General features: G+C 39.1%; 5 protein-coding genes and 1 pseudogene. 5 read left to right on the top strand and 1 reads right to left on the bottom strand.

Annotated features, from left to right (window positions below):
- Nucleotides 1-2 precede the first annotated feature (2 nt).
- The 3 genes and pseudogenes from ACVRWY_RS00350 to ACVRWY_RS00340 all read left to right on the top strand — a co-directional run.
- A pseudogene (locus ACVRWY_RS00350) lies at nt 3-329 on the top strand (hypothetical protein); the annotation flags it as partial.
- An 18-nt stretch (nt 330-347) separates the two neighbouring features.
- On the top strand, nt 348-4,628 hold the full coding sequence (locus ACVRWY_RS00345) for an LPXTG cell wall anchor domain-containing protein (protein WP_354366964.1): 4,281 nt from the start codon (nt 348-350) through the stop codon (nt 4,626-4,628).
- A 484-nt stretch (nt 4,629-5,112) separates the two neighbouring features.
- On the top strand, nt 5,113-5,481 hold the full coding sequence (locus ACVRWY_RS00340; RefSeq protein WP_354366966.1) for an OsmC family protein: 369 nt from the start codon (nt 5,113-5,115) through the stop codon (nt 5,479-5,481).
- A gap of 64 nt (nt 5,482-5,545) precedes the next feature.
- On the opposite strand, the gene ypfJ is transcribed toward ACVRWY_RS00340, so the two are convergent.
- The gene (ypfJ, locus tag ACVRWY_RS00335) at nt 5,546-6,451 is read right to left on the bottom strand and encodes a KPN_02809 family neutral zinc metallopeptidase (RefSeq protein WP_354366968.1); all 906 of its coding nucleotides are present in this window, start codon (nt 6,449-6,451) and stop codon (nt 5,546-5,548) included.
- Between the two features lie 120 nt (nt 6,452-6,571).
- Here ypfJ and rexB point away from each other — a divergent pair, with 120 nt between their 5' ends.
- Nucleotides 6,572-9,832 carry an ATP-dependent nuclease subunit B gene (gene rexB, locus ACVRWY_RS00330; RefSeq protein ID WP_354366970.1) on the top strand — a complete coding sequence of 1,087 codons (3,261 nt, stop codon included), beginning with the start codon at nt 6,572-6,574 and terminating at the stop codon, nt 9,830-9,832.
- Nucleotides 9,832-13,464: a helicase-exonuclease AddAB subunit AddA gene (gene addA, locus ACVRWY_RS00325; RefSeq protein ID WP_354366972.1), complete on the top strand. Its 3,633-nt coding sequence runs from the start codon at nt 9,832-9,834 to the stop codon at nt 13,462-13,464. Before rexB ends, addA begins: the two co-directional genes overlap by 1 nt.
- Nucleotides 13,465-13,467: the final 3 nt, after the last annotated feature.

Genomic DNA, 13,467 nt, shown 5'->3' with positions numbered 1-13,467 from the left:
CAATCATTACAGATTCTGCAACCTGTACACCAACTGTTTATGGAATTAAGGGTGAAAATGTTCAGACAGAAGATGTTCAAGGTGGTACACAATCTGGAACTCCAGTCTTCACATCACTGAATACTGCTGAAAATACAACACTTGGAGATAAGACAGTTACGATTCCAGCTACAGATGCTTACTCATTTGAAGATGGTACAACAAGTAAGACTGTTGTTGGCGAGGGTACGTACACGGTTAATCCAAATACTGGTGAAGTAACCTTCAAACCGGTTGCAGGATTTACAGGTACAGGAACAGGTGTTACTGTTAAAGTTACAGCAACTGCTACTGATTCTGAAGGTAATGTGATTACAGTTACAGACACAGCAACCTATGTACCAACTGTAAGACAAACATCTATCACTGCAGAAGACCAAGTATCAGCCAATGTACAAGGTGAAAAACAAACAGATACCATTAAAGCATCTGTAAGTGAGAATCCAAATGCATCAGCTCCGGTATTCACATTCGAAGATGGTTCAACAACTAAGACTGTTTCAGGTGAGGGGACTTATGAATTGAACCCAACTACAGGTGAGATTACCTTTACACCAGAAGCAAGCTTTGTTGGTACTGCAACTCCAGTAACGATTAAAGTAACATCAACAATCACAGCTGAGGATGGAACTACACCAGATATCACTACAACTGCAATTTACACACCAACAGTTTATGGTTTGACTTCTGAGCCATCTACTTCTGAAAATATTCAAGGTAAGAACCAAACTTCACCAGAAGGTTCAAAAGTATTTGAGTCGCTAAATAATCCAACAAATACAACTAACGGCTACCAAGCAGTTGTTATTCCAACTACTGGTGCATACACATTGGTAGATGGAGACGGTAACGATGTTTCAACTGTTACAATTGCTGACGAAGGTACATATACAATCGATCCAAACACAGGTGTCGTAACCTTCTCACCAGTCGCAGGATTTACAGGTAAAGGTACAGGTGTTACGATTAAAGTAACTGCTGAGGCTATTGATTCTGAAGGCAACAAGGTTGTTGTGACAGACACAGATACTTACACACCTGAAGTTAGCCCAGTAACGACTAACTCAACTGATGCAGAAACTGAAAATATCCAAGGTAAGACTCAGTCAGGCACTCCGAACTTTGAGATTTCTCCAGAAGCTAATATCACAGAGAAAAAATATAGCTTTGAAGATGGTTCGACAGAAAAAGTTGTTCCAGGCGAGGGTACCTACACAGTTGATCCGTCAACAGGTCTTGTAACCTTTGTACCAGAAACATCATTTACAGGTACAGGTTCTGGTGTGACAGTAGTTCAAACTGCAATTCTGACAGCTGATGATGGTTCAACCACTGAAATCAAGACTTCTGCTAAATACATTCCTACCGTTATCTCAGTAACTCCAACAGGTACCCCAGTTGAGACAACAGATATCCAAGGTAAGACTCAATCAGGTACTCCAGTCTTCACCCCAGGTCATGACGAAGTTCCAATTGATGAAACAGTACCAGCTACCTTCGAAGATGGCACAACTGAAAAAGTTATTCCAGGCGAGGGTACATATACTGTAACTCCTGAAGGTAAAGTAACCTTTGTACCAGAGAAAGACTTTGTCGGAACAGGTACAGGTGTAACTGTTAAACGTGTTGATAAGAACGGTACTCCAGTGATAGCTACTTACACACCAAACGTAACACCAGTAATCCCAGAGGGTACTCCTGTAAATACAGTAGGTCTTCAAGGTAAGACTCAAGAAGGAACACCAGTCTTTACCCCAGGTCATGACGAAGTTCCGATCAATGAGACAGTACCAGCAACATTTGAAGATGGTACAACCGAAAAAGTTATTCCAGGCGAGGGTACATATACTGTAACTCCTGAAGGTAAAGTAACCTTTGTACCAGAGAAAGACTTTGTCGGAACAGGTACAGGTGTTACTGTTAAACGTGTAGATAAGAATGGTACAGAAGTAACAGCTAAGTACACACCAACAGTAGTAGAAGCTACACCAGAATCTGAAGGCGTAACATCAATCAATGTTCAAGGTGCTACTCAAACAGGTACTCCAACATTCACAGGTGGTTCTGTAGATGTTAACGGTGATGGAAACATTACGGAAGACGAAACAGTTCCAGTAACCATCTCTGCTACAAATCCAGCTAAGTTGGTTGTAGATGGTAAGCCAGTTGATGAAACAACAATTGATGCTAAGGACAAAGATGGCAATGTTATCGGTACTTACACAATTGACCCAGCAACAGGTACTGTAACCTTCACACCAAACAAAGACTTTGTCGGAACAGCAGCTTCAGCGACTGTTCAAGCAACAGATGAAAACGGTAAGACAGTTACTACAACCTACACACCAACTGTTATTCCGGTAACCCCAACAGGTACTCCAGCTGTATCTACTGACATTCAAGGTAAGACACAGACTGGCACACCAACCTTCACAGGTGGCACAACTGTTGTCAACAACGAAACTGTAACAGTTGCGATTGATGAAACAGTCCCAGCTACATTTGAAGATGGCTCAACTGAAAAAGTTGTTCCAGGCGAAGGTACATACACAGTTGCTCCAGATGGTACAGTAACCTTTGTGCCAGAGAAAGACTTTGTTGGCACAGCTAATGGCGTAACGGTTAAACGTGTCGATAAGAACGGTACACCAGCAACGGCTACTTACACACCAACAGTCACTCCGGTAACTCCGACAGGTACTCCAGCAGAATCTAAGGACTACCGTGGTAAGACACAAACTGGTACACCAGTCTTCACACCAGGTCACGAAGAAGTTCCAATGGATGATACTGTTCCAGCTACATTTGAAGATGGTACAACCGAAAAAGTTGTTCCAGGCGAAGGTACATACACAGTTGCTTCAGATGGTACAGTAACCTTTGTACCAGAGAAAGACTTTGTAGGTGTAGCTAAGGGTGTAACGGTTAAACGCGTTGATAAGAACGGTACAGAAGCAACCGCTACATACACACCAACTGTTATCGAAAATACAACATCTTATGTAGATGAAACTGGTACACCATTGAAACCTACAGAAGACGGTATTAAAGATCCTTCTCAAATCCCAGGATATGTTTACGAGAAATCAACTACAGATGGCGATGGCAATGTGACACACGTTTACAAACAAGTTGTTACGAAGTATGTTGACAAGTCAGGTAATGAAATCTCACCAGAAGACAAGGGTACAAAACCAAACAAAGATATTGACGGTTATGTATTCACTGGTAAAACAACTATCGACGAAAATGGAAACACTATCCACGTTTACAACAAGCCAACAACAAGCTTCGTAGATGAAAATGGTGACCCAATTGCTCCAACAGAAGATGGTAACCAACCAAATAAAGAAATCTCAGGATATATTTACGAGAAGTCAACAACTGATGGCGATGGCAACACCACTCATGTTTATAAGAAAGTTAAGACAAACTTCGTAGACGAGTCAGGTAACGTTATCTCACCAAGTGAAGATGGTACAACCCCGAACAAGTCCATCTACGGTTATGTATTTGTCAAGACTACAACAGATGAGTCAGGCAACACTACTCACGTTTATAAGAAAGTTAAGACAAACTTCGTAGACGAAGAAGGCAATGTTATCTCACCACAAGAAGACGGCACAACGCCTAACAAGTCCATCGATGGTTACGTATTTGTTAAGACTACAACAGATGAGTCAGGTAATACTACTCATGTCTACAAGAAAGTTCCTGAAACTACTAAAGTCACAACAAGCTTCGTAGACGAAAATGGTGACCCAATTGCTCCAACAGAAGATGGCACAATACCGAATAAGTCAATTCCAGGCTATGTCTTTGTTAAGACAACAATAGATGGTGATGGCAATACCACTCACGTTTATAAGAAAGTTATAACAAGCTTCGTAGATGAGAATGGTAACCCAATCTCACCAAGTGAAGATGGTACAACGCCTAACAAGTCAATTCCAGGTTATGTCTTTGTTAAGACTGCGACAGATGAGTCAGGTAACACTACTCATGTCTACAAGAAAGTTCCTGAAACAACAAAAGTAACTACAAACTTTGTTGACGAAAATGGTACGCCTATTGCACCGACTGAAGACGGTACAACACCGAACAAATCAATTCCAGGCTATGTCTTTGTTAAGACAACAATAGACGGTGATGGCAATACCACTCACGTTTATAAGAAAGTTACAACAAGCTTCGTAGACGAGTCAGGTAACGTTATCTCACCAAGTGAAGATGGTACAACCCCTAACAAGTCTATTCCGGGTTACGAGTTCACAGGTAAGACAGTTACGGATGAAGATGGTAACACTACTCACATCTACCGTAAAGTTGTTACTCCTGTTGACCCAACTGCCCCAGTTACCCCAGAAGATCCAACAGATCCAGTAACACCAGTTACTCCTGTTGATCCAAAAGCTCCAGTTCAGCCAGGTGTTCCTGCTAAGCCAGAAGCACCAGCTAAACCAACTTATGTTGCAGAAACTCTTCCAAACACAGGTGAAGATAACTCAGCATCAGTTGCAGCTATGGGAGTAGGCATGATCCTTGCATCACTTGGACTTGCTGCAAAACGTCGTCGTAAAGAAGACTAAGGATGATTTCTTCTTCACAGATGATTATAGTGTTCTTTAGAACCTATAAGGAATATACTTAAAAAATCTTATCTAACATTTATATCCTAAGTTTGTGAAGAAAGAGGAGTCCTGACTTTTCTGATAGCGACAAAAAATGAGCATTCCAAAAGGGAATTCATTAAGTTAACTAACCTATCACATTTTGTGGTAGGTTAGTTTTTTCTATGCTATACTAAAGTTATGAGGAGAAAATCATAGAGAGTATTAACGATATCATTTTAATTGCTGACTTATTTTTTATCCTAAGAAAGAATTTAGTTGGAAAAATTAGTTGACCATAAAGATGATGATACAAGCTATTCTTCTATGGATGGAAATATTTTAGCAAAGGAACTATTTGATGTGAACTTGCTTTCTTAGTGTACGTTTGTTAATGGATATTTCTAGGAGAAGCATCAAGATTTGTAAATACTATTCAGAGATGCTCTAAGGAGGAAAAATAATGTATCAATCACATGTAGAAGGTAGATCCTTGTTTGAAGTGGTATCAAGTGGTTATGGTGAGCCTATCACAAGTTTTGGGCTAGTCGAACAGGGTGAAACACCTGTTAGTCTTTTAAACATTGCCTTAGCCTCATGTGTTACCATGTGTGTTCAAGGTTACTTTGCTAAGGTTCAGCATAAAAATGATGTCAAAGTAGTTGTTGATAGCCAGCTGGATTTTGAGAAAAAGTCTGTGGTGCTTTTCTTGGATTTGGATGTCCAATTAACAGAAGAAGTTAAGGATGATTTAGCCAACTATATTGAAGAAAAATGCAAGGTCAAACAATTATTAAGAGATGATTTGGCAGTGACTTGGTCTTATATTTAGAGTAAAAGGAAAAGCGGTAGGAGTTCAGAGCACTAAATCAGTGTTTCTGTTTCCTATCGCTTTTTTAGATATTGGTTTGACTGAAGGTGTCACCATGTTCTAGGTCACCATATTTGTAACCTTGTTCAAACCAGTATTTGCGTTGGGCAGAGGTCCCGTGGGTAAAGGAGTCTGGGACAGAGCGCCCATAGGCTTGCTCCTGTAAGGTGTCATCTCCAACAGCATGTGCTGCATTTAAGGCCTCATCAATATCTCCAATGTCCAAGAGTCCTTGATTTTCAACATATTTTGCCCAAGCTCCTGCATAGTAGTCTGCTTGTAATTCAAGGCGCACATTTAATGCATTGGCATCTTTTTCAGATAATTTTTGGCGTTTGGTAGCATAGGAGGTCATCGTCCCAAGTTCGTTTTGAATGTGATGCCCCACCTCATGAGCAATGACGTAGGCCATGGCAAAGTCTCCAGAAGCCTTGTATTTATCAGAGAGTTCTTGATAAAAAGAGATATCAAGGTAAATTTTTTGGTCTCCTGAGCAGTAAAATGGTCCAGCTTGTGCGGACCCCATACCACAGGCTGTTTGAGTTTGGTCAGTATAAAAAACGAGTTTTGGAGCTTGATAAGTGAGATGATTTTGAGTAAACGTCTCACTCCAAAAATCTTCTGTGCTAGCAAGTACCTTGCTGACAAATTCAGCGTCAGTATCAGAAACATCTGCTCCCGAGGTTTCAACCTGCCGTGATTGATAATAATTTTGGTTTGATTGTCCTGTAAAAATGGAACTCAGTCCAGCACTTCCGCCAAAGACTAAAAGTAGAAGAACTAGGATGAGCTTTCCTTTTAGTCCCATTCGAGAAAAAAGAAGGGAAAAAAGAAGATTACCACTTGATCCACCACTACTTCTGAATGAAGTTCCTGATTGTCCTCTACGGTCTTCAATATTTGAACTTTCTCGTAACTTATCTGTTTTCATTATGGTCTCCTAAAATCATGTTACTTCTATTATACGTTATTTTGTCATACTTTTGTCAGGGTCTGACTCATAAATTTGATATAATAGGATAAAACGACATTGGAAAAGAAGAGGTAGGCGATGAAACTTTTATATACTGATATGAGACATAGTATGACAAGTATCTTGGCTAAGGAAGCAGCATATTATGCTAAAGAAGGGAAGCGTGTCTTTTACATTGCCCCTAACTCTTTATCTTTTGAAAAGGAAAGAGCTGTTTTAGAAAATCTACCTGAACAGGCTTCTTTTGCTATTACGATTACACGTTTTGCGCAATTAGGACGGTATTTTGTACTTCCTAAGGCAGATAAAAAAGAAAGCTTAGACGATACAGGGTTATCTATTTTGTTTTATCGAGTCTTATCTGAGTTTTCTGAACAAGATTTGAAGGTGTTTGGCAGTTTACGCTCTGATAGCCATTTTATCGAACAATTAGTAGCATTGTATCATGAGTTAAAAGGATCTAACTTAAGTGTTTTGGATCTAGAACACCTATCTAGTCCTGAGAAACGAGAGGATTTGATTAAAATTTTCTTAGCTCTTGAGACCAAATTACAGGAGGGGCATTTTTCTTCACAGGGTAAACTTGCTCATTTTTCAAACTGTGTTACATCAGGTCTTTTAGATCAGGCTTTGAAGGAAGTAGTGGTTATTATCGACGGCTTTACACGTTTTTCTGCTGAAGAAGAACTGTTAATCGCATACCTCAATCAACGGTGCTTAGAGATAGTGATTGGGACTTATGCGAGTCAGAAGGCTTATCAAATGCCATTTGTAGAAGGTAATTTCTATCAAGCAGGGGTTGACTTTTTGCGACAACTGGCACTTTCTTATCAAACCAAGCCAGCTTATGTAGAAGAGATCAGAGAGTTGACGACGTTTTCGAAAGTCAGTCAACTTCTAGAGGCCAAGCAGACCTTTACAGAGGTTAAAGAGGTCATCACAGATGATGACAAATCTCATTTAGAGCTGTGGGATGTTATCAACCAAAAAGAAGAAGTGGAACAAGTGGCTAAAACTATCCGTTATCACCTCAATCAAGGGTATCGCTATAAGGATATTTCTGTTTTGTTGGGTGATGTGGAAAGTTATAAACTTCAAATTGGAAAAATTTTTGATAAGTACGATATTCCTTATTATTTTGGGAAAGCAGAGTCGATGGCCACACATCCCTTGGTTCATTTTATGGAGAGTTTGGATCGTCTAAAACGCTATAACTTTAGAGCAGAGGACTTGATGAACCTTTTAAAATCAGGTCTTTACGGCAAGTTTTCTCAATATGACATAGATTATTTTGAACGTTATGTCACCTTTGCAGATATTAAGGGGCAGGCTAAATTTGCTCGTGAATTTAAGGTGAATCATACCCAGCAATACAATCTAGAGGCTATAAATGAGATGCGTCAGGAAGTGATGTCACCTTTGCTAGATTTGTTTAAAACGCAAAGTCGTACAATATCAGGTCTATTAAAAAAATGGCAGACGTTTTTATCTGCTATTTCTCTCACGGATAATTTGACCACCTTAGCCTATGATGATGCAGCTATTGATCAAGAAAAACATGAAGAGGTTTGGAAAGTTTTTACCCATATTCTAGAGCAGATGGCAACAATTTTTTCAGATAGTGCTTTGAGTTTAGGAGATTTTCTTGGACTTTTACGCTCAGGGATGTTAGCAGCGGATTACCGTGTTGTTCCAGCAACAGTAGATGTCGTTAATGTTAAATCTTATGACTTGATTGAACCGCATTCTAATAAGATTATTTTTGCGATTGGATTGACCCAAACGAATTTTCCGAAATTTTCTAAAAATACGAGTTTAATCTCTGATGAGGAACGCCAAGCCATCAATGAACAGTCACATGCTACTGCCTATTTGGATATAGTGAGTAAAGACCATCTCAAGAAAAATCATTTTGCGGCTCTGTCTTTATTTAATGCAGCTAGTGATCATCTTATCCTGTCTCGTCCTCAATTACTTAATGAAACGTCTGATGAGGTGTCTCCTTACCTCCTGCAACTAGAGGAGTTAGGATTTTCAGTCCAAACGATTGGTCGCCATCATTTTGAGTTGGCACCAGAAAATATCGGTCATTATAAGGGATTACTGTCAACTTTGGTGGATTTGCAAAGAGATGAGTTGGCTAAAGAGTGGAATGACAATCTAGACCAAAAAGAGACAAAAACTTATTGGTCAGTAGTATTACGTTATTTGCGTAAGCAATTGGAAAAAGAAGGGGTCAGTATCCCAACCATTACTGATCAACTTGTCTCTACCCCTTTAACCAAGGATACCCTAGCTATTCTTTATCCTAAAAATCAAGCCTTACAAGTATCGGCTTCTAGTATTCGTGATTTTTATCAAAATGAGTATAGCTACTTTTTAAAGCACGTTTTACGTCTAAAAGAGCAAGATTCGATCCATCCCGATGCGAGAAGTCATGGGAATTTCTTGCACCGCATTTTTGAAAAAGTAACACAAGATACAGCTCAAAAATCCTTTGATGAGAAATTAGAGATCGCTATTCAGGAAACATGTCAAGAAGCCTCTTTTAAAGCTTTATATGAAGAAGATCAAGAAAGTCAATATGCGCAATCGTTATTGTTGGATGTTGCGAGACGAACAGCCAAAATTTTAGAAGCAGAAACTCCAATTGAGATCAAGGCAGAAGAAGCTGTCTTTGGTGATGAAAGAGCTAGTTTACGTTTATCAGATGAGCGGCATCTTATCGTCCGAGGAAAGATTGATCGCATTGATGTCTTAGAAGGGACAGATTATTTTGGTGTTGTCGATTATAAATCCAGTGAGAATCGATTTGATATTAAAAAGTTCTATCATGGTTTAAGTCCTCAGTTGCTAACTTATATTTCTGCTATTAAAGATAGTAAGCACTATGATTTTGCTCAAAAAGTATTTGGAGCAATGTATTTGCATATGCTAGACCCCATTGTTAACTTAAATGAGTTAAAAAACTTAGATGAAGTTCTGTCTAAATCGCAAGAAAAACTTAAGTATCAGGGGATTTTTCTCGATGATATCAGTAACCATTTGGGACAAGAGTATTATAAAACCTCTGCTTCCAAGTTTAGTCAAGAGGAGCTAGAGGTGATGCTGGCTTATAATGATTACCTTTTTAAAAAAGCAGGGCAGAAGATATTATCAGGACAGTTTGACATCAATCCGATTAGTGAAGATGGCAAATCCATTGCCACAGAGCAATACAAATCTATCACGCGCTTTGAGGCTAACTTGCATCTTTCTAATGCAAGATTTTTGGAAAAACTTCAAAAGGGTGAGAAACGAGACCTTTGGATTGAGAAGATGAAAGGAGACTTGGATTAATGGTATTTGAACCCTTTTTAACCCCTCAAGAAATTGAAGCGTTACAAATAGCAGAAAAACAATCTGACAAAAAACGAAAACGCACCGAACAGCAGATTGAGGCGATTTATACGCATGGTCAAAATGTCCTTGTTTCAGCTTCAGCTGGTTCAGGAAAAACCTTTGTTATGGTTGAGCGTATTATTGATAAAATCAAGCGGGGAGTGGAGATTGAGCAATTATTTATTTCAACCTTTACCGTTAAGGCAGCAGGAGAACTAAAAAATCGTTTGGAGGAGAAGTTATCTGAGAGCTTGGCAGAGACACAAGACCAAGACTTACAACGCCATCTTGCTCAACAAATCGCTAATCTTCCCAATGCAGATATTGGTACTATGGATGCCTTTACGCAAAAATTAGTTAGTCAATACGGCTATCTTTTAGGCTTATCCCCACAATTTCGTATTTTACAAGATGCTTCGGAGCAAGATATTTTAAAAAATGAAGTTTATGCTAGCTTATTTGAGGCTTATATGTCTTCTGAACAGTCTGATTTATTTAGAGCTTTAGTGAGAAACTTTACGGGACAAAGTAAAAGTAGTAAAAATTTTAGAGCGGTTGTTTATCACATTCACACGTTTAGCCAATCTACCAGTAGTCCGAAAAAATGGTTGGAGGACACATTTTTAAAAGGCTATGAGCACTATAAAGATTTTAGCAGCTTACCAGATGCTATGATTGATGCGATTAGACGCGAAATGCATAATGCAGCAGATGCTCTTGTTGATGTGACGAATCTAGAGGACTATAAAAAAACAAAAAAAGATGGTAAAGCAACTGCAGCTTACCTAAAGCATCAGAAAATTTTTGAAAACCTTTATGAGTGGTCTAGAGATTTTTCTATCCTTTATGGTAAGGAGAAATTGGCTAATTTAGCACAAGATGTCCTAGCTTTATTGCCAGCTACAGGAGAGCTAACAGTTGCTAAGGTCAAGTACCCTATCTTTAAAACATTACAAAGTCAATTAAACGACCTCAAGCACTTAAGTGTCATCTTATCTTATCAATCTCAAGCTCTTCCGATTTTACAGCTTTTGCAAGCATTTGTATTGGAGTTTTCAGAACAGTATTTGCAACGAAAACGTGATGAAAATGCTTTTGAATTTTCAGATATTGGGCATTTTGCCATCCAGATTTTAGAGAATAATCAGTCGGTTAGAGACAGCTACCAAGCCAAATACCTTGAAGTCATGGTAGATGAGTATCAAGATAATAACCACACCCAAGAGCGTTTATTAGACTTGTTATCAAATGGACAAAATCGTTTTATGGTAGGAGATATTAAGCAGTCCATCTACCGTTTTCGTCAAGCAGATCCTCAGATTTTTAATCAAAAATTCAAGCAGTATCAGAAGGAACAAGAAGCTGGGAAATTGATTTTACTGAAGGAAAATTTCCGTAGCCACCAAGCTGTTCTCAAAGTAACAAATGCGATTTTTACGCGATTGATGGATGAAGAAGTTGGGGAGATTGATTATGATGAGCGTCACCGCCTTTTAGCAGGTCATCCTGATCAACTAAAAGATGAACCTGACTATGAAGCCGAGTTTTTAATTTATAATACTGACCAAGAAGAGGGTGAAGACAATGCTACTCTTTCATCAGGTGAGATTGATCTGGTGATTAAAGAAATCATCAAACTGCACCAAAAAGGTGTGGCTTTTGATGACATTACACTTTTGGTACCTTCTAGGACACGAAATGATATGATTTTACGTGCTTTTGAAGAGCATGGTATTCCTCTTGTGTCAGATGGTGGGGAGCAAAATTATCTCAAGTCAGTTGAGGTTTTAGTTTTGTTGGATACTCTTAGGACCATCGACAATCCCTTGAATGATTATGCCCTTGTCGCTCTTTTACGCTCTCCGATGTTTGCTTTTACAGAAGATGAGTTGGCGCGAATAGCTCTTCAAGGACATCAAGAAGAGCCACAAACCCTTCTTTATGATAAATTAGAGTTAGCCTTGGCCACAAAAGGTCAGCACCCTCAGTTGATTGGTCCTGAATTATTCAAAAAGATAGAAAATTTTAAGGCTTATCTGACAGAATGGCGTCGTTTTGCCAAAACCCACTCTCTTTATGATTTGATTTGGAAGATTTACAATGAGCGGTTTTACTATGACTATGTGGGAGCGCTAAGTTATGGTGAAAAACGTCAGGCTAATCTTTATGCGCTAGCGCTTCGTGCGAATCAGTTTGAAAAAACAGGTTTTAAAGGCTTGTCGCGTTTTATCCGTATGATTGACAAACTTTTAGCCTCAGAGCATGATCTTGCAGATGTAGAAGTTTTTCTTCCTAAAAATGCCGTTCGTTTGATGACCGTCCATAAAAGTAAAGGTTTGGAATTTCAGTATGTCTTTTTATTAAATAGCGATAAAAAGTTTAATAACCTAGATAGTAGAGGTCCCGTTATTCTTAGTCGGACAGAGGGTATCGGTATAAAATATTTGGCAGATATGAAAGCAGACTTCCCTGCCAGCCACTCGTATTCTCATCTTTATGTTAGTATGGATACCCTACCTTATCAAATGAACAAGCGTGCTCTAAAACTTGCGGCCATATCAGAGCAGATGCGACTGTTATATGTGGCTTTGACACGCGCTGAGAAAAAATTGTATATTGTTGGTAAAGGGAGTAAGGAAAAGTTAGCAGATAAATTTGACGGAAAGTCTAAAGATGGTAAGCTTTTAGCAGCTGATCGTGAAGCCATGACAAGTTTTCAAGATTGGATTTTAGCGATTATGGAAGCCTTTAGGCATCAAGAACTCCCAATTAAGCAAACTTATGTGACAGATAGTGATCTTACCCCAAAAAAAATTGGTCAATTAAAACGAGAAGGCTTACTGGAAGCAGATGATTTGGCGCATAATCGCCAGTCTGATGTGATTAAGAAAGCCTTGGAGAGCTTAGATAGGGTTTCTGAACTGAATCAACAGTATCAAGCTGCCATTAACTTACCGACTCTGCGTACTCCAAGTCAGTTGAAAAAGCCTTTGATTGATGAAGAAGTGGGTGGTTTTGTACAAACGATGCCAACAGATCAGTCAGCACCCCTCAAGCCCCTTCAGTTTCAGTTACCTGATTTTAGTCAAAAGCCAAAGGTCACTGCAGCTCAAATCGGATCAGCAGTTCATCAACTCATGCAAGTGGTGCCTCTAAAAGAAGCGTTAAGTTTATCTGATCTAGAGGAAGCCTTAGCTTTGATTGACCTAGAAGAGCAAGTTAAGAAAGGACTTCATTTAGAAAAAATCTTAGCCATATTTTCAACAGATTTAGGAAAACGATTGGTTAAAGAAGCAGATAAGGCGTATCGTGAAGCGCCATTTGCCATGTTGGAAAAAGATGATGCAAGTGGGGAGCAGTTTATTATTCGTGGTATTATTGATGGCTATCTTCTTTTAGATGATGAGATTATCTTATTTGACTATAAAACAGACCGCTACCATGAGCCAGAGGAGCTGAAAAAATGGTATCAAGATCAGATGAACCTTTATGCTAAGGCTCTATCTAAATCTTATAATGTGGCTATAGACAAAGTGAGTCGTTACCTGATTCTTCTTGGTGGAGATCAGGTGCGCGTGTTAGACCTATAAGGA

The sequence above is a fragment of the Streptococcus porcorum genome (assembly GCF_053203725.1).
The sequence above is the reverse complement of the archived record's forward strand: the minus strand, read 5'-3'. Positions and strand labels throughout refer to the sequence as shown.

Coding starts and splice junctions, on each gene's coding strand:
- rexB (WP_354366970.1), top strand. CDS start 6,572: ATGAAACTTTTATATACTGATATGAGACATAGTATGACAAGTATCTTG.
- ACVRWY_RS00340 (WP_354366966.1), top strand. CDS start 5,113: ATGTATCAATCACATGTAGAAGGTAGATCCTTGTTTGAAGTGGTATCA.
- ypfJ (WP_354366968.1), bottom strand. CDS start 6,451: ATGAAAACAGATAAGTTACGAGAAAGTTCAAATATTGAAGACCGTAGA.
- addA (WP_354366972.1), top strand. CDS start 9,832: ATGGTATTTGAACCCTTTTTAACCCCTCAAGAAATTGAAGCGTTACAA.